Annotated in this window: 18 protein-coding genes and 3 pseudogenes; 10 read left to right on the top strand and 11 right to left on the bottom strand. The window is 71.6% G+C overall.

What is annotated here, in order from left to right; translation table 11 throughout:
• Window positions 1–243: 243 nt before the first annotated feature.
• Together ACX9I7_RS28845 and ACX9I7_RS28840 are read left to right on the top strand one after the other, a co-directional pair.
• Entirely contained in the window at window positions 244–2,763 is a 2,520-nt protein-coding gene (locus ACX9I7_RS28845; RefSeq protein ID WP_459388978.1) for an ABC transporter substrate-binding protein, read from the top strand.
• Window positions 2,764–2,826: 63 nt separating this feature from the next.
• Window positions 2,827–3,224: pseudogene (locus ACX9I7_RS28840) on the top strand (carbonic anhydrase); the annotation flags it as partial.
• A gap of 10 nt (window positions 3,225–3,234) precedes the next feature.
• Here the strand turns inward: ACX9I7_RS28840 and ACX9I7_RS28835 are convergent.
• The 4 genes and pseudogenes from ACX9I7_RS28835 to ACX9I7_RS28820 form a co-directional block, all read right to left on the bottom strand.
• A pseudogene (locus ACX9I7_RS28835) lies at window positions 3,235–3,658 on the bottom strand (L-threonylcarbamoyladenylate synthase).
• A gap of 106 nt (window positions 3,659–3,764) precedes the next feature.
• Window positions 3,765–4,184 (bottom strand): arsenate reductase ArsC, encoded by a 420-nt coding sequence (locus ACX9I7_RS28830; protein ID WP_387570283.1) that lies wholly within the window; start codon window positions 4,182–4,184, stop codon window positions 3,765–3,767.
• Window positions 4,185–4,223: 39 nt separating this feature from the next.
• The gene (locus ACX9I7_RS28825; protein ID WP_459388977.1) at window positions 4,224–4,970 is read right to left on the bottom strand and encodes an aquaporin; all 747 of its coding nucleotides are present in this window, start codon (window positions 4,968–4,970) and stop codon (window positions 4,224–4,226) included.
• A complete protein-coding gene (locus ACX9I7_RS28820) occupies window positions 4,967–5,338 on the bottom strand; it encodes an ArsR/SmtB family transcription factor (protein WP_387570288.1) in 372 nt (123 codons plus the stop codon). Before ACX9I7_RS28820 ends, ACX9I7_RS28825 begins: the two co-directional genes overlap by 4 nt.
• 88 nt (window positions 5,339–5,426) lie before the next feature.
• Here ACX9I7_RS28820 and ACX9I7_RS28815 point away from each other — a divergent pair, with 88 nt between their 5' ends.
• Complete coding sequence (locus ACX9I7_RS28815; RefSeq protein WP_459388976.1) at window positions 5,427–5,858, top strand: VOC family protein; 432 nt, start codon at window positions 5,427–5,429, stop codon at window positions 5,856–5,858.
• On the opposite strand, the gene ACX9I7_RS28810 is transcribed toward ACX9I7_RS28815, so the two are convergent.
• The 5 genes from ACX9I7_RS28810 to ACX9I7_RS28790 are packed head-to-tail and all read right to left on the bottom strand — an operon-like array spanning window position 5,830 to window position 8,488.
• Window positions 5,830–6,252 (bottom strand): lasso peptide biosynthesis B2 protein, encoded by a 423-nt coding sequence (locus tag ACX9I7_RS28810; protein ID WP_459388975.1) that lies wholly within the window; start codon window positions 6,250–6,252, stop codon window positions 5,830–5,832. The two genes, ACX9I7_RS28815 and ACX9I7_RS28810, sit on opposite strands and share 29 nt — an antisense overlap.
• Window positions 6,249–6,506, bottom strand: a complete 258-nt coding sequence (locus ACX9I7_RS28805; protein ID WP_459388974.1) for a lasso peptide biosynthesis PqqD family chaperone — start codon at window positions 6,504–6,506, stop codon at window positions 6,249–6,251. The genes ACX9I7_RS28810 and ACX9I7_RS28805 overlap by 4 nt, the downstream gene beginning before the upstream one ends.
• Window positions 6,503–8,047 (bottom strand): asparagine synthase-related protein, encoded by a 1,545-nt coding sequence (locus ACX9I7_RS28800; RefSeq protein WP_459388973.1) that lies wholly within the window; start codon window positions 8,045–8,047, stop codon window positions 6,503–6,505. Before ACX9I7_RS28800 ends, ACX9I7_RS28805 begins: the two co-directional genes overlap by 4 nt.
• Window positions 8,044–8,349: a hypothetical protein gene (locus ACX9I7_RS28795; RefSeq protein ID WP_459388972.1), complete on the bottom strand. Its 306-nt coding sequence runs from the start codon at window positions 8,347–8,349 to the stop codon at window positions 8,044–8,046. Before ACX9I7_RS28795 ends, ACX9I7_RS28800 begins: the two co-directional genes overlap by 4 nt.
• Before the next feature lie 7 nt (window positions 8,350–8,356).
• A complete protein-coding gene (locus ACX9I7_RS28790) occupies window positions 8,357–8,488 on the bottom strand; it encodes a lasso RiPP family leader peptide-containing protein (RefSeq protein WP_387570305.1) in 132 nt (43 codons plus the stop codon).
• Between the two features lie 348 nt (window positions 8,489–8,836).
• Between ACX9I7_RS28790 and ACX9I7_RS28785 the strand changes: the two genes are divergently transcribed.
• The 3 genes from ACX9I7_RS28785 (at window position 8,837) to ACX9I7_RS28775 (ending at window position 11,883) form a co-directional block, all read left to right on the top strand.
• Window positions 8,837–9,157 (top strand): hypothetical protein, encoded by a 321-nt coding sequence (locus ACX9I7_RS28785; RefSeq protein WP_387571184.1) that lies wholly within the window; start codon window positions 8,837–8,839, stop codon window positions 9,155–9,157.
• 604 nt (window positions 9,158–9,761) lie between these two features.
• Window positions 9,762–10,685, top strand: coding sequence for a universal stress protein (locus ACX9I7_RS28780; protein ID WP_459388971.1), 924 nt, complete (start codon window positions 9,762–9,764; stop codon window positions 10,683–10,685).
• Between the two features lie 313 nt (window positions 10,686–10,998).
• Window positions 10,999–11,883 (top strand): universal stress protein, encoded by an 885-nt coding sequence (locus ACX9I7_RS28775; protein ID WP_387570311.1) that lies wholly within the window; start codon window positions 10,999–11,001, stop codon window positions 11,881–11,883.
• 268 nt (window positions 11,884–12,151) lie between these two features.
• Here ACX9I7_RS28775 and ACX9I7_RS28770 read toward each other — a convergent pair whose 3' ends face one another.
• Window positions 12,152–12,400, bottom strand: coding sequence for a hypothetical protein (locus tag ACX9I7_RS28770; protein ID WP_459388970.1), 249 nt, complete (start codon window positions 12,398–12,400; stop codon window positions 12,152–12,154).
• Between the two features lie 348 nt (window positions 12,401–12,748).
• Between ACX9I7_RS28770 and ACX9I7_RS28765 the strand changes: the two genes are divergently transcribed.
• From ACX9I7_RS28765 to ACX9I7_RS28750, 4 genes are read left to right on the top strand one after another with little or no spacing between them, the layout of a single operon-like run.
• Complete coding sequence (locus ACX9I7_RS28765) at window positions 12,749–13,972, top strand: arginine deiminase (protein WP_387570317.1); 1,224 nt, start codon at window positions 12,749–12,751, stop codon at window positions 13,970–13,972.
• Between the two features lie 33 nt (window positions 13,973–14,005).
• On the top strand, window positions 14,006–15,007 hold the full coding sequence (gene argF, locus ACX9I7_RS28760) for an ornithine carbamoyltransferase (RefSeq protein ID WP_387570320.1): 1,002 nt from the start codon (window positions 14,006–14,008) through the stop codon (window positions 15,005–15,007).
• Window positions 15,008–15,045: 38 nt separating this feature from the next.
• Entirely contained in the window at window positions 15,046–15,999 is a 954-nt protein-coding gene (gene arcC, locus ACX9I7_RS28755) for a carbamate kinase (protein WP_387570323.1), read from the top strand.
• Window positions 15,996–17,531: a YfcC family protein gene (locus ACX9I7_RS28750; protein WP_459388969.1), complete on the top strand. Its 1,536-nt coding sequence runs from the start codon at window positions 15,996–15,998 to the stop codon at window positions 17,529–17,531. Before arcC ends, ACX9I7_RS28750 begins: the two co-directional genes overlap by 4 nt.
• A gap of 44 nt (window positions 17,532–17,575) precedes the next feature.
• Here ACX9I7_RS28750 and ACX9I7_RS28745 read toward each other — a convergent pair.
• A pseudogene (locus ACX9I7_RS28745) lies at window positions 17,576–18,037 on the bottom strand (hypothetical protein); the annotation flags it as partial.
• Window positions 18,038–18,250: the final 213 nt, after the last annotated feature.

Genomic DNA, 18,250 nt, shown 5'->3' with positions numbered 1-18,250 from the left:
GCCCGGCCTGAGGGCATCCCAGCGGTTTCGTCGTCGCTGCGAGGTTGATGGCCGTGCGAGCCGGAACCACGGATGTGTGGCCTGGTTGGTCCGCCAGGCCGGTGCAGGCACTCCGCGATCGTAGGACACCCTCCCATGGAGTGGTTTCTTGCAAAGACGGTCAATAGCGAAGGATGGACCGCCCGAGCCCCTTACCGGTGGGAGAGTTCCCCCCTTCAAGTAACAGTGTGTAAGGGGGGCGGTATGGGCAGGATTCCACCGCTGACGGGCGTCAAGGAACTCGTGACCGTGCTGGACGGGCTCGTCAGGCGGCCAGTGGGCAGACGGGAGCTGCCGGCGGTCGTCCTCGAAGGGAACCACGAGCGGGGCGCCGCGTTCGTCACCGGCTACCGCGACCGGCTGCGCGATGCGAGCGGAGCGGCCGTGGCCCCGCATGCGCTGCTCGGCGAGGCGCTTGTGGAGCAGGCGCAGCGTTCCGCCGAGCCCGACGTCGTGCTGCTCGACGAGCTGACCAGGCAGCTGGAACAGACCATGCCCGAGGCCACCGGCGGACTGACGCTGTCCACCTACTGGACCTGCCGCAGGGTGCTGGACATCGACGCGGGCGCCGGTGCCGCGCGCGCCCAGCGCCGTACGCTGGCCGAGAAGCTCTGCGTGGCCTGGGAGAACGACACGCCCGGCCTGAAGGGGCTGCGGTCCTTCATCAGCACCGGTGGAGCCGGGCAGGTCAGCGAGCGGCTGGGTGCGATCGCCACAGTCCTGGTGGCCTGGCCCCTGGAGTGGGTCTACCGCACCTGGCTGAACGGCACCCGGCGTCTGCGCTGGTACGCCCCGAAGGTGCGCAGCGCCGGCGGTCCGGCGGCGAGCCGCTTCCTGTCCGCGGCGGTATCACTGAGCAAGAACGGCGAGTTGCGCAACCGTGCGGCACTGCGGCAGTCCCTGCTGCTCGAAGCGCTGGCGGTGGACCTGGTGCGCGCGGCCCGCAGAGGCATCCTGCTGCCACGGCGCCGGCGCCGGGCGTGGCCGTTCATCGTCTTGCTGCCGCGTGTGGACGAACCGAGCACGGCCACCCGCAGACTGCTGGACGGCCTGGTCAAGTTGCACAGGCGTGGACTGCCGCTGCTGGTACTGGCCGCGGACCGTGTTCTCGGGGACCAACTACCGGGTGCTCGCGACGGGCAGGAAGGCGGGGACGGCCCGGGTAGTCGTGGGCGCGTGCAGACGCCGGCCGCGGCGGCCGACTGCCTGCGGCCGTTGCTGGAGGGCCGGGCCCGCTCCGCCGGCGCCGGGGTGGTGGACGGGCAACTGCGCGTCCGCCTGTCCGGGGACGACCAGTCGGAGGTGAGCGACTGGCTCGACATCAACGTGGCGGTGTCCCCGCGCTCGGTGCCGTGGCCGTCCGCGTATCTGGGCGTCCTGGTGACCGTCGCGGTGCTGGCCGGCGCCGTCCCCGTGGTGAACTGGGCCCGTCAGGACGCCTGCCACGACATGTGGGCCGCCCAGGGGGTACGGGTGGGTGTCGACACGGCTTCGGAAGGCTGTTACTTCACGGACGGCGGCAGCCAGGAGCCGCTCCGTACGCTCCAGGACCGGATCCGGGCCCAGAACCGGGTGGCCGACCGCGGCGCGCACCGTACGGTGGTCTTCCTGTCCCCGCTGACCGCCGACCCACAGGGCAAGGGCGAACAGCTCACTCCCGCCGGGGTCCTCCAGCTCGAAGGCGCCGCCGACGCCCAGCGCGAGTTCAACAAGCAAGCGGTCGGCGATGCCGAGCGGCCGTACCTCCGGCTGTTGGTCGCCAACGCCGGCTACGCGTTCGCTCAGGGGCCGAAAGCCGTCGACCGGCTCAACGCGCTGGCCGGCGACGGTACGAGCATCTTGGCCGTCATCGGCATCTCGCAGAGCCGTCAGGCGTCCGTCGACACGATCAATCGCCTCTCACCCGACCTGCCGGTCATCGGGGCCGCGGTATCCGGTGACTTCATGACCACCGAGACCCCCAACTACTTCCAGACCCAGCCCACGAACCGCCACTTCGCCCGGGCCCTGACCCGGCGCGTCATGGAGCTCAAGCGCAAGAAGGCCCTCATCATCTACGACGACAAGGATCGCTACAGCCTCAACCTCCGCCAGGACCTCAGCAGCGAGCTGGCGGGCCAAGGAGTCGAGCTCGTGGAGCCGGAGGTCGTCCGTACGCCGGACTTCGGTCAGCCCGGCGTGGTCAGCGCCCTGCCCGAGCTGGCCAAGAAGATCTGTGCCCTGAACCGGGACAACGGCATCACGCTCTTCGCCGCCCGGGGCAGCCAGCTCCCCAAGATCCTCAACCAAGTGCAGGCCGAGTGCGGAAGCGCCGCCGGCACACCGTTCCCGTTCCTGGCCTCCGATGTCGACACCCTCATCGAGTATCCGGAGATCCCGGAGTTCGCCCACCTCGACCGTTACACGGCGGTCGACCTGTCGTACATCGCCTTCTCATCCGACCACCACAGCGACCACGCGGCCGGCAGCGACTCCTTCCGCGCCGCGGCAGCAGCCATCTACCGCACCTGGACGGGCACCAAGCTTCCCCCGCGCGCCTCCAATGTGCTGCAGCAACTGCGCAACAGCGTCGACGTCAAGGACACCGTCGCCCAGGACCGCCCCTTCCACATCCCCTCCGACGACCAGGCCCTGGCCGAACGCCCCCTGTACCTGTGCACGGTCCCCCACACGACCGCGACGACTCCGGCATGCCGGGCGGCAGACGGGAAGCCACTGAAGTGAGGAGGCGGAGATCGGGCGGTCTGCGCCCAGCGGTATCTCTCGCCCATGACGATGATGTGGGAGGGACCGGAGGTACTGGGCAGCATCGAGTACGGAGTGAGCGTGCTCGGCGCGCCCCTGGTCGTGGCGCTCGGCCACGACGCGTGCGGCGCGGTCGCGGCAACCCGCTCCGCCGTTCAGGACGGCACGACGGCCGGCGGCTACGTACGGGACGTGATCGAACGGGTGACGCCCAGCGTGCCGGCCGTCCGCGCCGCCGGGAGCACAGAAGACCAGGACTTCCTTGCCGATCACATACGCACACCGTAGACCTGCTGCTGGACCGCTCCCGCGTCCTCGCGGAGGCGGTGGACGCCGGGCGCGCCGCGGTGGCGGGTCTGTCCTACCGGCCGGCTGACGGGACCGCTCGGCTGGTGATCGTCCGCGGCCTCGACGACGTGGCGGCCGACTTGGCCTCGTGACGGGCGGAGCTCAGCGTTCCTGAAGACCGGGTGCGAGCGGGCGGAGCTGGTCGGCGCCGACCGCGCCCGCTCGCAGCAGGACGGGAGCGTCGCCGCTCATGTCCACGATCGAGGGCGGCACGGCGGCCGGCGTGGGGCCCGCGTCCAGGTAGACGGCCACCATCTGCCTCGCCTGCTCCGGCAGGTCGTCGACCAGGTCTTCCAGGTCACCGGGAGAGCCGAGAGTCGACGAGCAGGGGCGAGGGCATGTTCCGCCCTCGTCCCTTGGCGTCCAGCAGACGCCTGACCGCCGCCGGGCCGAAGGCGTCCGCGCCCACTCCGTAGACCGTGTCGGTGCGCAGCACGACGAGCTCCTCGCCGCGCACCGCATCTGCTGCTTCGCGCAGTCCGGCGACGCGCTCGGACGCATCCGAGCGGCTGAAACGACGCGCCATCCTTGTTCTCCAGCCGAGCGGGCTCTGCACCGCACCCGTCATCAGGTTCGGTCCGCCGGGGACTGTAAAACGGATTTGAGCGGGGCTCCGGGGGGCCCGGCGGCGGTCAGGGTTGGGCCGGGATGCCGAGGTCGGTGAGGAGGTCGCGGATGCGGTGCTCGATCTGGTCGCGGATCGGTCGGACGGCGTCGACGCCCTGGCCGGCCGGGTCGTCGAGCTGCCAGTCCAGATACTGCTTGCCGGGGAAGTACGGGCAGGCGTCGCCGCAGCCCATGGTGATGACCACATCGGAGGCTTGGACCGCCTCGGCGGTCAGGACCTTCGGGATCTCGGCGGAGATGTCGATGCCGACCTCGGCCAGGGCTTCGACCACCGCGGGGTTCACGGCCTCGGCGGGGGCGGAGCCGGCGGAGCGGACCTGCACCTTCTCGCCGCCGAGGCGGGTGAGGAAGGCGGCGGCCATCTGGGAGCGGCCTGCGTTGTGCACGCAGACGAACAGCACGGAGGGGACAGCGGGAGTGCTCACGAAAAGGGGTCCTTGATCTTCGGGGCGGCGGGGCTGGGGTCAGCGGGCGACTTGGGCAGGCCGGTGGCCGGCATGGGGCACGACGGCGTCCTCGACGGCGGGCGTCGGGCGGCCGAACAGCACGGCGACCAGCGCGACGCCGGCGGCCAGGCCGACGAGCTGGGCACCGATGAACGGCAGCACCGAGGCGGGGGCGATACCGGCGAAGGTGTTGGTGAACGCGCGGCCGATCGTCACCGCCGGGTTGGCGAAGGATGTGCTGGAGGTGAACCAGTAGGCGGCGCCGATGAACGAGGCGACCGCGACGGGGGCGAAGTGCGCGCGGCCGACGCGGGCCAGGCCGAAGATCATCAGGATCAGGCCGGCGGTCGCGACGACCTCGCCCAGCCACAGATGAGGCGCCCGGCGGTCATGCGTCGACCAGGTCACGAGCGGCTCGGCGAACATCGCGTTCGCCAGCATCGCCCCGACGATCGCCCCGACGGTCTGGGCCGGGACATAGGCGGCGACCTCCCGCAGGCCCGGCCCCTGGCCACCGCGGCGTCCGGTCCACCACGCGGCCAGGGTCACGGCCGGGTTGAAGTGGGCTCCGGAGACCGGACCGAGCAGCAGGATCAGAGCGCCGAGGCCGAACACGGTCGCGAGCGAGTTGGCCTGCAGCTGGACGCCGACGTCGCTGGACAGCTTGGCGGCCTGGATGCCGGAGCCGACCACCACGGCGACCAGCGAGGCGGTCCCGGTGAACTCCACCGCCGCCCGGCGGCCCAGCGGAGCCATCGCGGTCATCCGGCCTCCCGGGCGGGGGCCTGGAGCAGAGCGGAGAGCTTGGCCAGCGCGGCGGGCAGCACCCAGTAATAGACCCAGGTCCCCCGGCGCTCGGAGCCGACCAGCCCGGCCTCGCGCAGGACCTTGAGGTGGTGGGAGATCGTCGGCTGGGACACGTCGAACGGGCCGGTCAGGTCGCAGACACAGGCTTCACCGCCCTCATGCGAGGCGATCAGCGACAACAGCCGCAGCCGCACCGGGTCGGATAGGGCCTTGAACATTTTCGCCAGGACGAGGGCGGCCTCTTCGCCCAGAGGCTCGCGGACCATCGGCGAGCAGCACGCGGCCGCGTCGTCCTGGTCCAGCACCGGCAGTTCCAGATTCGACATGCGTCTATGTTGACAGCTATCTATGCGAGTGGCAACGTCGGCAATATCGATAACTGTCGAATCAATACCTAGGATCGGGGAGACCGCCATGTCCCGCGTTCAGCTCGCCCTTCGCGTTGCCGACCTCGAAGGCTCCGTCGCCTTTTACTCCAAGCCGTTCGGAACCGAGCCCGCCAAGCGCCGCCCCGGCTACGCGAACTTCGCGATCGCCGAGCCGCCGCTCAAGCTCGTCCTGATCGAAGGCGAGGGCGGGGAGGACACCCGCCTGGACCACCTCGGCGTCGAGGTCGAGACCACCGAGCAGGTCACCGCCGCCACCGCCCGCCTCAAGGAGGCCGGCCCCGCACCGACACCTGGGCTAAGAAGCCCCCAGCGGCTGACCCGTGCCTCAGCCTTCCGGCTCGTCGCCCTTGCCGGAGCGTTGGCGCCGGCGCAGGACCTCCTCGTGTCTGCGCCTCGCCGACGGAACGGCGGCCCGGATGTGAAGCGGCTCAGAGGCGCCTGGAGGGTGGGACGGTGAGGGTGGGGGTGTAGTAGCCGGGCGGTTCGGCTTCCCCGATCGGGACGCCGTCGGCTTCGACCCAGGCGTGGGCGCGGAAGGGAGCCGTGCGTACGCCGGTACACCACGTGGGCCAGGTACCACCCAGGCGGCACAGCAGGGCGGTGGCGATGGACCGTTGAAGACAGCCTTGGCCCGCGCAGCGGAGGCTGACGGCGACGACGGCGTCTCGGGCGCTCTGGGCCTGGGGGGCCGTGGCCGGGGCGGCGCCGGTACGCAAAAGTGTCAGGGTGGTGCGGATGCGGCGCGGGGGCAGGGCCGCGATGAAGCGGGCGGCAGCGACCGCGAGGCGCGCGGCGGCGCGGCGGTGCCAGGGAGGTGGCGTGCCGGGTTCGAGAGCGCACGGGGTGCTCATGTGGTGACCAGTCGCGCGGCGGTCAGGGCGTTGAGGAGCCGGGTTATGTCGCCGCGGGCCTGTTGCAGGGTGATGCCGTAGTGCTCGGTCAGCATGGTGGCCACCTGTTCGGGGCTGCCGTTGTCCAGGAGCGTACGCAGGATGAGGCCGCCGGTGGTGTTGAGCTGGAAGTAGCGGCCTCGGCGCTGGTCGAGCAGGACCGTGCCGTGTTCGATGGCGGTCGCGGTGACGTGAGGTTTCAGCGAGAAGGTCACGCTGCTCCTTGAGAGACCGGGAGCGAGGGCCCGGAGCGGGTGAGGGAGCGCAGCCACGTCTCGCAGGCGAGCGTGGGCTCCAGTGAGAGACCGGCGAGCATGGGGTGAGCAGTGCGTAGGCCGGCTTGGACGGCGTGGTCGTCCACCAGTCCGCGGCGGGCGAGTTCCGAGCCGTTGAACAGTTCGAGCAGGGTGTTGCGGTGGTGGCGGAGTCCGTCGTAGGAGTCCTCGCCGAAGTTGCCCTTGGTTCTCCGGGCGAGAATGTCCTCGGGCACGATGCCGCGCATGGCTTCGGCGAGCAGGGGCTTGTAGCGGGCCGGGCCTCCGCGCTGGTCCGGGCGCACGGCGAGGGCTGCTTCGATGACGTGGTCGTCGAGGTAGGGGGCTGCGAGACGCACGCCGTGGGTGGCGGCGATCCGGTGCGCCTGGCGGATCATTGCGCCGGCGGCTCGCATCAGGTCCAGGGTGGTGTGGGGGCCGCGCCCGGTGTCCAGTGGTTCGGGCTCGTTCTGCGCGGCGTCCAGCAGGAGTCGGCGGACCGCGTGGACTGCGTCGTCGGACACCCAGGCGGGCAGGCGCAGTGGGGCGGTCCAGCCCAGCTGTGGCTGGTAGGGCGATGGTTGCGGAGCCCGCAGGTTCCGCGCCGAGTGGGCCAGCCAGGCGGGGAAGCCGCGGGGATCGGCCAGCGCCCGCCAGGTGGCCGTCAGCGGCCAGTGGGCGATGGCCCGGCGGCCGTGCGCATGCCGTAGCCCGGCGCGGGGGTGGGTGCGGATCAGGGAGTGCAGGTGGGCGGGCGGAAGGTGGAAGAGCTCGTCGCCCCCGTGACCGCACAGGTGCAGTGTCGAGCCCAAGGCGGCCACACGGCGGCAGGTGTCGGCGAACCTCGCCCCTGTACGCACCCAGGACACGGGCTCCCCGGCCAGGGAGATACCCGCGCCTGTGTCGAGGCCGGCGAACATCGTCGGCACCTGCCCGTACTCCAGCAGCACGCTTTCACCTTGTGGCAGGTGTCGGGCGATCCGGCCGGCCCACCGCGCGTCGTCGCTGCCCGGATCGAGCTCCGCCACCCGCACGGTGACCAACCGCGCGGCCGCCTGGGCGGCCAGACAGGTCACCGACGCGGAGTCCAGTCCACCGGACAGGTCGCTGCTGACCACGGCACCGGCAGCGGCCACCCGTCCCCTCACGGCTTCGATCAGCCGTTGCCGCACCCTCGGTACGCCCTGGTGCAACGTCAACTCGGCAGCGGGTGGGTGCCACCAGCGCACCGCGCTGGAGCTGCCGTCAGGTTCGATCAGCAGCCAGTGATCCGGCGGCACCTGCTCCACCCCACGCCACACAGGGCGTTCGCGCAGTGGATGCGGTAAGAGCGGGCTGAGCAGACGCGCCGCCAGCAACTCCTCGTCGAGGACGGCACCGCTCAGACGGGCCAAGGTCTCCGGCTGGTCGCCCGCAAGGGTGAACCGGCCCAGGCAGGCGTGGAAGACGGCCCGCGCTCCCGAGGCCGTCCCCTGGACACGGACACGGCCGGCAAGGCTCACCAGAAGATGCGCACAGCCCCCCAGCCGGGGCGCGCCACGGCATCCGCGGACCGCGGATCGGACAGGCGCGCGGCGGCCTTCGTCAGTTCTGTGGTGGTGACCGGGCTGTACCCGGCCACCACCACTCGTGTCGACCCGGCCGCGGCGACACGGACTTCCCCTGCCGGCCAGCGACCCACCAGCCACGGCCGGCCCGAAGCATGCGCGATCACCTGCGCACCCGGCATCTCACACAGGACACGGGCCGCGCAGACCGCGTCGTCGGTATCGGGAAGGAACGTGAAACTCACCACGCCAGGCACGGGGCGGTCAGTAGTCCATGGCGGTGAGGTAATCCGCCCACATGGATCCCCCGCCCAGCGTTACCTCGGTGAAGCCGCCGACCTCCACCAGCTCCGGCGACTCGTACACCATCTCCTGCACGATGTCGTTCTGCTCCATCGCGCACTCCCTTTCTCGGGCTTCGACAGCTCGCCCGTCGCACCGGATGGCGCGGCAATGTCGCGCGAGCGGCCCCGGCGAAACGCCGTGACACCCACAGAAGAAGCCGACACACCACACAAGAACAGGCTTAGGGGCATAATTCACCCGAATGGCGTGCTGTTGCCGCCTCTCCAACCTCTGTGACCCCGACTGGCCCTCCACCGCCGGCCCTCCACCCCCAGCCTGGCCACGCCCCCGGGCTCGCCGACTGAAACGTCCTTCATCGCGTTGTGGGTCCAGGGGCGCCGCCATAGGGTCACCGGCATGTCTTTACGTCTTCGCATGCGTCAAGCACTGCCGGAAGCGATGCGCGCCCGTGACAAGGCCGCAGTGAGCGCCCTGCGCGCGGCACTTGCCGCGCTGGACAACGCTGAGGCCGTGCCCGTGGACGAAGCTGAGCTCCGAAGCGTGGCCCTTGAGCAGTCGCCGGTTGGTGCCGGCGCCACCGAAGTACCGCGGCGTGAGCTGAGCGAGCACGGTGTGGTGGATGTCGTGCGCGCCGAGGCCGCCGAGCGTCTGGAGGCCGCAGCACAGTTGACTGCGCCCGCGCACGCTGACCGAGCCGCGCGGCTCCGCGCGGAGGCCGCCGTGCTGTTTCGCTTCCTTGACGGTCCCGGCACCGCATAGGACACGGTGTTGCATCGCACCCGAAGCGACGCAGGAGCGGGGCTGGGAATAGGTACGGCCACCGAGTGATCATCGAGGGTTGTGTGGACTCCCGAAGATCGCGCGGTGGCCGCGGGTCAAGGCGTAGCCCCTGTCCGTTGGCGGGCGATGTTCGACCGGATACGGTCCACGTCCCCAGCACTGAGCAGGGATAGAGCCTGCGACCAAAAAATGGTTCCGCGGGTTCCCCCGCACCAACGCGATGCCGCATCTGCCGCTGGGTGACCGTGAGTGTAGTCGTCGCGTGGTGCGTTGATGCGGGCACGTGCGCGGAGCTCTGGGCGCTGCCCCCGCCGTCACGGCTTCGGACAGCGGCTCGGCCGCGGCCGCGAGACGGGGACCTTCGGGCCCCACTTGGACCGTACGGCCCCTGGGGCGAAGGCCCCCGGTGGCCGAACCTGGGTAACGGGTCCACCGGTGACGGGACCGGGTCCGGCCACATCGCCGGCCCTCACCCCCGTACGGCGCCGCGACCGTCCCCGCCTACGCCTCCCGGTGGGCCCGCCCGCACCTGGTCACCGCGCCCTGGCCGTCGCCGCGCGGCCCATCGCCCTTGGAGAACATGATGCTTCGGACAGATGCTCCGCACGCCGAGCGCGTGGTGGTCGGTTTCGACGGTTCGGATCCGGCGCTGTTGGCCCTCGACAGGGCTGCCGAGGAAGCCGAGCGGCGTACTGCCTCGCTGGAGGTCGTCTGCGGCTGGCCCTGGGGTCTGCACCTCCCGAAGGCCGACACGGACCCCCGTGAGAAGCGGCAGCCGCCGGCCGCGGGGACGAGGCCGGACGAGGGACAGATGCTCTACGACGCCGGTCGTACCGTCATGGACGCGGCCCTGGAACGGGTTCGCTCCCGCTTCCCGGACCTGCGGACCATGCCGCACCTCACCACCGAGCCGGCGGCCCGTGCCCTGGTCCGGGCGGGGCGCGGCGCCGGCCTGACCGTGGTCGGCACCCGGGGGCACGGCGGCTTCACCGGTCTGCTGCTGGGCTCGGTCGGGCTGCGGGTGGCCGCTCACTGCACCGGGCCGTTGCTGGTGGTGCGTGGCGGGAACGCTCCCTCCCGTGGCGTCGTCCTGGTGGGTCTCGCCTCGGAGGCGGACGACGATGCCGTGCGGTTCGGCTTCGAGGAGGCGCGGCGGCGCGGTGCCGCGCTGCGCGTGCTGCACGCCTGGCAGCACCGGGGGGTACCGGGCGTCCTGCCCGCCGCGGAGCTGTACTGGGAGGGATCCGACGATCAGAGGCGGTGCCAGGCCGCCGTGCCGGCGTTCGCGACGGCCGTGCTGCGCGAGGAGTTCCCGGACGTCGAGGTCCGTACCGAGTCGGTGTACCAGGGCGCGGGGCAGGCCCTCGTCGAGGCGAGCGCCGACGCAGACGTCGTGGTCCTCGCCACCCACCGGCCCCGGCACCCGCTCGGTCTCCAACTCGGCCCCGTCACCCACGCCGTGCTGCACCACGCCCACTGCCCCGTGGCCCTGGTTCCGGTTACCTGACGCGACGTCGCCCCCTCGCCCCCGGCCGGATCGACCGTGACCGCGACCGCGACCGTGAGCTGACCGTGGTCCTGCCGACCGACGCCCTGCTCAAGCGCGCGATCACGCCGAGCGGCGGACCGCGGACGGTGGACAACGGCCTGCGGGCCTGCCGCTACGAGCCCGCCCCGTGATCCGCTCGCCGGCAGGGTCCGGTGCCCGGCACGCACGGCCTTCCCGGCCCTATGAAGAGGGACCTCCAGCCCTCGGCCTCGTGCCGTCCTGTGCCGAAGAGTGGTGACGAGCACTTCCCGCCCCTCAACCGGAGGCACCGATGCCCCGCACCATCACCGTCGGAATCGACGGAACCGATCACAGTCTCGCCGCCGCCGACTGGGCGGCCGCCGAGGCGGCACGCCGCGGCGCTGCGCTGCGCCTGGTGCACGCCTGGGTGTGGCGGCCCCTGGACGTGCCGATCGCCACCGACGCCGACGTCCAGCAGAAGTGGGCTCAGGACGTACTGACGGAGGGCGAGCGCCGGGTGAAGGCGGCCCACCCGGAACTGGAGGTCGGTACCCGGCTCCTGCCCGACGACCCGATGCCGGCCCTGGTGGCCGAGGCCGTCGAGGCAGACATGCTGGTCCTGGGCTCGCGCGGCCACGGCACGCTCGTCGGCCACCTGATCGGCTCGACCGCGCTGCGGGTCCTGCGCGCGGCGACCGCACCGGTCGTCCTCGTACGCCGGCCACGTCCGCAGGACGCAGGGCGCGTGGTGGACGGGGCGGGGGAGGTGGTCGTGGGCGTACCGGACGTGGAGGACGGCAGCGCCGCGCCCGCGCTGGAGTTCGCCTTCGAGGCCGCTGCGGCCCGTGGGGCACGCGTCCGGGCCGTGCAGGCGTGGACGATCCCGCCGGCATTCGCCTGGAGTGCGGGCTCCTACTACCTCGCCGCCGAGGCCGGCGGCCTGGAGGAGCTGCAGCGACAGCGCCTGGCCGACGCCATGCGTCCCTGGCGCGAGAGGTACCCGCGGGTGGAGGTCACCGAGCACGTGGAACTGGGCAGTGCCGCGGAGGCCCTGCTCTCCCAAAGTGAGTCGGCCTCCCTCCTGGTGGTCGGGCGGCACGCCACCGGGGGGCACGGCGTACGGCGTGTGGGCTCGGTCGCCCACGCGGCCCTGCACCACGCTCCCTGTCCGGTGGCCGTGGTGCCCCACGCCTGAACCCGGACCGACGTCCCGGCCGGTGTGGTGGGTGCCGCTCCGGCCGGACGGCCCTTGGGCGGGTCATGCGGGTAGACGGCGCGCATGCGTCCGTCGAGGAGGGCGAGGGGCAGGGCGCCTTTGGCGTAGAGGTCCTTGTCGTCATGTGCCGCCGATACTGATCAGGCCATCGGAGCGCGCGAGCTTGAGGCCGCCGCTGTCGGTGCACCGCCCAACGACACCGACACCGGCACCGGCACCGGCGCCGGGCGCCGGGCACCGGCACGCCCTAAGGCTTCTGCGGCCCACCGCCGGAGACACGCTCGCGGGAGACGAACGTGACCGTGCCCTCCGGATGGAGGAGACGCTCGCCGGTGTAGCGCACGCGGAGCCTGTGCCGGCCGTCACCGCTGAAACTCCACTCCTGCTCGCGCCGGACGGCCGGGACGGCCATGTCCGCGCGCGTGAGGGCGAAGCCGCGCGAGCAGGACGGGCCGTCGTCGTTACGCAGGTCGGCCGGCGACTCCCGGAGCGTCACGGAGGCCAACGGGCCGGGGCGGCGGAGTCGGGCAGCAGACGCGCCACGGCCGTGGATCATCGGTCCCCGGCGGCGGGAGGCGGTCCCTGGGCCGGGGGTTCCCGGGCCGATGGTCCCGGGTGTGACGCAAGTGGTCCCTGCGGAAGTGGGGTCCCCCGGGCCGCTCTTGGGGACCTGTGGCGGCCCGGAAGCCTGAGTCCGCCGTGACACCGTGGAACCGTTCGAACAGGGGCCGTGAAGGCCCGGGCCTTCACGGCCCTGGAGGCGAGCGCGTCGGGTTCCGTCCGGAAACCCGAGCCCACTCCATTCCACTCCATTCCATTTCCACTCCGTTCAGGAGCCCCCCCCATGACCTTCCACGTGGATTCCGAGGCCGGCCGACTGCGGCAGGTGATCCTGCACCGCCCCGACCTCGAGTTGAAGCGGCTGACCCCCACGAACAAGGATGAGTTGCTCTTCGACGACGTCCTGTGGGTCAAGCGCGCCCGCGAGGAGCACGACGCGTTCGCCGACGCCCTGCGTGACCGGGGCGTCAAAGTGCACTACCTGACCGACCTGCTCACCGAGACCCTCGCCACGCCCGCCGCCCGCACCCTGGTGCACGACCGGGTCTTCGACGAGCGGGAGTTCGGCCCCCTGGCCACCGACCGCATGCGGGCCGCCTTCGACGCCATGGCCCCCGCCGAGCTTGCCCAGAGCCTCATCGGCGGGGTGACCAAGCGCGAGCTGATGAGCCGCCTCGGCGCCGTCTCCAGCGTCCGCCTCCACACCATGGCTCCCGACGACTTCGTCCTGGCCCCGCTGCCCAATCACCTCTTCACACGTGACACCTCCTGCTGGGTGTACGACGGGGTGAGCGTCAACCCGATGAAGAAGGCGGCACGCCGCCGCGAGACCGTCCACTTCGAGGCGATCTACGCGCATCACCCGCTGTTCGAGAAGCAGGAGTTCCAGCGGTGGTCAGGCGGGCAGACCGACCACCCGTCCACCATCGAGGGGGGTGACGTCCTGGTCATCGGCAACGGCGCCGTCCTGGTGGGCATGAGCGAGCGCACCACCCCGCAGGCCGTCGAGCAGCTGGCGCTGCGGATGTTCGCGGCCGGCTCGGCCCGCCGGGTGGTGGCCCTGGAGATGCCCAAGAAGCGCAGCTTCATGCACCTCGACACCGTGATGACCATGGTCAGCGGTGACACCTTCACCCAGTACGCCGGTCTGGGCATGCTCCCCTCGGTCACCATCGAGCCGGGCGGTGACGGCGAGAGGCTCCGCATCACCGACCACGCCCCGCAGGAGATGCACCACGCCATCGCCGACGCCCTGGGGCTGCCCTCGATCACCGTCCACACCGCGACGCAGGACGTCCACTCGGCCGAACGCGAGCAGTGGGACGACGGCTGCAACGTCCTGGCCGTCGAACCCGGCGTCGTCGTCGCCTACGAACGCAACGTCACCACCAACACCCACCTGCGCCGCAGCGGCATCGAGGTCATCACCATCCGCGGCAGCGAGCTCGGCCGCGGCCGTGGTGGCCCCCGCTGCATGAGCTGCCCCATCCAGCGCGACGCCGTCTGACCCCCGCACCCACTCTTCAAGGAGAAACCGGCCATGGCTCTCGACCTCCGTCACCGCAGCTTCCTCAAGGAACTGGACTTCACCCCCGCGGAGTTCCGCTACCTGCTGGACCTGTCCGCACAGCTGAAGTCCGCCCGTGACAACGGCACCGAACAGCAGCGCCTCCGCGGCCGCAACATCGCCCTGATCTTCGAGAAGACCTCCACCCGGACCCGCTGCGCCTTCGAGGTGGCCGCGCGCCAGCAGGGCGCCCACGTCACCTACCTCGAGCCCACCGGCTCCCAGATCGGCCACAAGGAGTCCATCAAGGACACCGCCCGCGTCCTGGGCCGCATGTACGACGGCATCGAGTACCGCGGCAGCAGCCAGCGCGCCGTCGAAGAACTCGCCGACCACTCGGGAGTCCCGGTGTGGAACGGCCTGACCGACGAATGGCACCCCACCCAGTCCCTCGCCGACGCGCTGACGATGTGGGAGAACACCGACAAGCCGTTGCACGAGATCTCCTTCGCCTACCTCGGCGACGCCCGCAACAACGTCGGCAACTCCCTTCTGGTCATGGGTGCCATGCTCGGCATGGACGTCCGCATGATCGGCCCGGCGAGCCTGCGCAACAGCCCCGACGTCCTCAAGGAGGCCCTGCGCCTGGCCGAGGACACCGGCGCGCGCATCACCGTCACCGACGACGTCGCCGAGGGCGTCGCCGGAGCCGACTTCCTCTACACCGACGTCTGGGTCTCCATGGGCGAGCCCAAGGAGATCTGGGACGAGCGCGTCGAACTCCTCAAGCCCTACCAGGTGACCATGGACGTGGTCGGGGCGACGGGCAACCCCCGGGTCAAGTTCATGCACTGCCTGCCGGCCTTCCACGACAGCGAGACCACCGTGGGCGCCGAGATTCTCGCCCGCACCGGCATGACCGCCCTGGAAGTCACCGACGAAGTCTTCGAGTCCTCGCACTCCGTCGTCTTCGACCAGGCCGAGAACCGGCTGCACACCATCAAGGCCGTCCTCGTCGCCACCCTCGGCCACTAGAACCACCCACCCCCTCACCACCGGTCCAAGGAGACCTCATGCGCGTCGTCGTCGCGCTCGGCGGGAACGCCCTGCTGCGCAGGGGAGACCGCCCGGACGCAACCGTGCAGCACGCCAACGTCAAGGCTGCCGTGACCGCCCTCGCCCCCCTCGCCCACCGGCACGAACTGGTCATCACCCACGGCAACGGCCCCCAGGTCGGCCTGCTCGCCCTGCAGAGCGCCGCCGACCACACCCTCACCTCGCCCTACCCCTTCGACGTCCTGGGAGCCGAGACCCAGGGCATGATCGGCTACTGGCTCCTCCAGTCCCTCCAGAACGCCCTGCCCGGTCGTCAGGTCTGCGCCCTGCTCAACCAGACCCTCGTCTCCGCCGCCGACCCCGCCTTCGACCACCCCACCAAGTTCGTCGGCCCCGTCTACGAGCGGGAGGAGGCCGAACGCCTCGCCGTCGAACGCGGGTGGACCGTACGGCGGGACGGCGACCACTGGCGCCGGGTCGTACCGTCGCCGGACCCCCAGCGCGTCGTCGAGACCCGTCTCATCCGGCTGCTGCTGACCTCCGGCGCGGTCGCCGTCTGTGCCGGAGGCGGCGGCGTCCCCGTCATACGCGACGAGGCCGGCCGGCTGACCGGCGTCGAGGCGGTCGTCGACAAGGACCTCACCGCCGCCCTCCTCGCCGAGGCACTCGACGCCGACGCCCTGCTGCTGCTCACCGACGTGCCCGAGGTCGTCCGCGGCTACGGCACCCCCCACGCCGAACCGATCCGGCACACCACACCGGGCCGGCTGCGGGCCGAGGAGTTCCCCGCGGGCTCGATGGGCCCCAAGGTCGAGGCCGTTTGCCGGTTCGTGGAACTCACCGGCGGCACGGCCGCCATCGGCTCGCTCCAGGACGCCGCCGCCCTCCTCGCCGGCACCGCGGGCACGGTCGTCACGCCGAGCGGCCGCCCCTTCGAGGACGCGGGCGACCAGTGGCAGGACCGGCCATGAGCACCTCGACGCCCACCCCCGCCCCGGCCGTACCGGCCGGCGGCGGGGCCCCCGAAGGCCCCGCCGCACCCCGTAAGAGAGCCCTCCGCTTCCCCTCCGCGTTCACGGTGCTGGCCGTCGTCACGCTCGCCGTGTGGGCCCTGACCTTCGTCATCCCCTCCGGCCGGTACGAGACGAAGGACGGCGGCCCCGTTCCGGGCACCTACCACTCCGTCCACCTCACCCAGGGATTCGGCGCCCGGCTCAAGGACCTCTTCCTCTCCCCGGTCAACGGGCTCTACGGCGTCACCGACGACCACTCGGCCCTCACCGCCCCCGGTGGCAGCGGCACCTTCTTCGGTGCCGCGGGCGTCTTCCTCTTCGTCCTGGCCGTCGGCGCCTTCATCACCGTCACCCTGCGCACCGGCGCCCTGACCACGGGAGTGGCCCGCCTCGCCGACCGGCTCCAGCGGCACCGGACGCTTCTGCTGGTGGTGCTGATGGCCCTGTTCTCCCTCGGCGGCACCACCTACGGCATGGCGGAGGAGACGCTGGGCTTCTACGGGCTGATGATCCCGCTCGTGCTCAAGCTGGGCTACGACCGCATGGTCGGGGCGACGGTCATCATGGTCGGCGCCGGCGTCGGAACCCTCGCCTCCACCGTCAATCCCTTCGCCACCGGCGTCGCCTCCGACAGCGCCGGCATCGGTACGGGCGACGGCATCGTCCTGCGGCTGGTGATGTGGGCCGTGCTCACCGCCCTGGCCGCCGGCTACGTGGTCCGCTACGCCAACCGCGTCCTCGCCTCGCCCTCTCGCTCCCTGGTCGCCCCGCGGCCCGAGGACGACGAACTGCGCGGGCAGGGCGCCGGGGCCGAAGGGCTCAGCGGGCGTCAACGCCTGGTCCTGCTCGTCTTCGCGGCGACCTTCGTCTTCATGATCTTCGCCGTGATCCCCTGGGCCGACCTGAACGTCACCTTCCTGCCGACCCTCGGCTGGTACTTCCCCGAACTCGCGGCGCTCTTCATCGTCGCCTCGGTGGCCGTCGGACTCGTCGCGGGACTCGGCGAGAAGGGCACCACCAGCGCGATCGTGGCGGGGGCCGGGGACTTCATCGGCGCTGCCATGATCATTATGCTGGCTCGGGGCGTCACCGTCATCATGAACAACGCCAGCGTCACCGACACCATCCTCGACCGGCTCCAGAGCGCGGTGTCGGGTACCTCGTCCGGGTTCTTCGCGGTGCTGATGTTCCTCGTCAACCTGCCGCTGGCCTTCTTCGTCCCGTCCTCCTCCGGCCACGCGGCCCTGGCCATGCCGATTCTCGCCCCGCTCGCCGACTTCGCCGGCGTCAGCCGGTCCCTGGTCGTCACCGCCTACCAATCGGCCTCGGGCTGGATCAACCTGATCACCCCGACCTCGGCGGTGGTCATGGGCGGGCTCGCTCTGGCGAAAGTCCCCTACGACCGTTACCTGCGGTTCGTCGCCCCGCTCATGGGCGTCCTGCTCGCCGCGGTCGCCGGGTTCATGGTGCTCGGCGCGGCCGTCGGCTGACGGCGGCGCCCATCGCCGGACCCCGCCGTCGCGCCCCAGGCCTCGCGGAGGGCGCCGCCCGGCCAGAAGACCTCCACCGGGATGCCCCGGGCGCGGGCGAAGGCGACGAGGTGCGCCGTGGCATCCCGGCCGTTGGACGGGGAGCCGTCCCAGACCGCGATCACCTGTCGGCAGGATGTGATGAGGTGCTCGTCGGCGCTCACGGAGGCGTCGCGGTCGGCGGGGTCGTACGGCAACAGGTGTACCTGCTCGGCCAGTACCAGCAGCTCGCCGGCGGCCGCCCGGTCGCGTGGGGCGAGCGGGGCGACGCCCGGGGCCGGCGCGGGCAGCAGCACGACGAGCTTGCGGCCGGCCTCACGCACGGCCCGGCCCACCATCACGGGCAGACCCGCTCCGGCGCGCACCAGAACCGAGGCCCATGTGGTGCGGCGCTCCAGCAGATCGCACAGGTCGGCCGCGAGCGAGGTGCCCGCGGCCAGGTCCGGGTGTCCCACCACAGCGATCAACGATCGACTCCGTTCGGTATATCGCCCCCTCGCGACACGGCGCACCCGGTCGCCCTGACAGAAGATCGCCAAAAGGGATGGAGGGGAAAGAGCCGAACGGTCCCGGTTCTCCGGACCGTTCGGCCCGGTGCGGCGGGTTCGCGCACCCGTGGCCAATACGTCGGCGAGGACGGTTACCGTGAGTCCTCGCGGGGCCTCCCGGCCCGGTGACGT

The organism is Streptomyces sp. L500, from assembly GCF_054551825.1.
Note: the sequence above shows the minus strand (reverse complement) of the source record. Positions and strands in the feature narration are given on the sequence as shown.

What these genes read in the sequence shown, in the direction of transcription:
- ACX9I7_RS28820 (WP_387570288.1), bottom strand. Translation starts at nt 5,338, where the DNA reads ATGTCGAATCTGGAACTGCCGGTGCTGGACCAGGACGACGCGGCCGCG.
- argF (WP_387570320.1), top strand. Translation starts at nt 14,006, where the DNA reads ATGGCTCTCGACCTCCGTCACCGCAGCTTCCTCAAGGAACTGGACTTC.
- ACX9I7_RS28750 (WP_459388969.1), top strand. Translation starts at nt 15,996, where the DNA reads ATGAGCACCTCGACGCCCACCCCCGCCCCGGCCGTACCGGCCGGCGGC.
- ACX9I7_RS28825 (WP_459388977.1), bottom strand. Translation starts at nt 4,970, where the DNA reads ATGACCGCGATGGCTCCGCTGGGCCGCCGGGCGGCGGTGGAGTTCACC.
- ACX9I7_RS28765 (WP_387570317.1), top strand. Translation starts at nt 12,749, where the DNA reads ATGACCTTCCACGTGGATTCCGAGGCCGGCCGACTGCGGCAGGTGATC.
- ACX9I7_RS28810 (WP_459388975.1), bottom strand. Translation starts at nt 6,252, where the DNA reads ATGAGCACCCCGTGCGCTCTCGAACCCGGCACGCCACCTCCCTGGCAC.
- ACX9I7_RS28775 (WP_387570311.1), top strand. Translation starts at nt 10,999, where the DNA reads ATGCCCCGCACCATCACCGTCGGAATCGACGGAACCGATCACAGTCTC.
- arcC (WP_387570323.1), top strand. Translation starts at nt 15,046, where the DNA reads ATGCGCGTCGTCGTCGCGCTCGGCGGGAACGCCCTGCTGCGCAGGGGA.
- ACX9I7_RS28780 (WP_459388971.1), top strand. Translation starts at nt 9,762, where the DNA reads ATGCTTCGGACAGATGCTCCGCACGCCGAGCGCGTGGTGGTCGGTTTC.
- ACX9I7_RS28845 (WP_459388978.1), top strand. Translation starts at nt 244, where the DNA reads ATGGGCAGGATTCCACCGCTGACGGGCGTCAAGGAACTCGTGACCGTG.
- ACX9I7_RS28815 (WP_459388976.1), top strand. Translation starts at nt 5,427, where the DNA reads ATGTCCCGCGTTCAGCTCGCCCTTCGCGTTGCCGACCTCGAAGGCTCC.
- ACX9I7_RS28790 (WP_387570305.1), bottom strand. Translation starts at nt 8,488, where the DNA reads ATGGAGCAGAACGACATCGTGCAGGAGATGGTGTACGAGTCGCCGGAG.
- ACX9I7_RS28785 (WP_387571184.1), top strand. Translation starts at nt 8,837, where the DNA reads ATGCGCGCCCGTGACAAGGCCGCAGTGAGCGCCCTGCGCGCGGCACTT.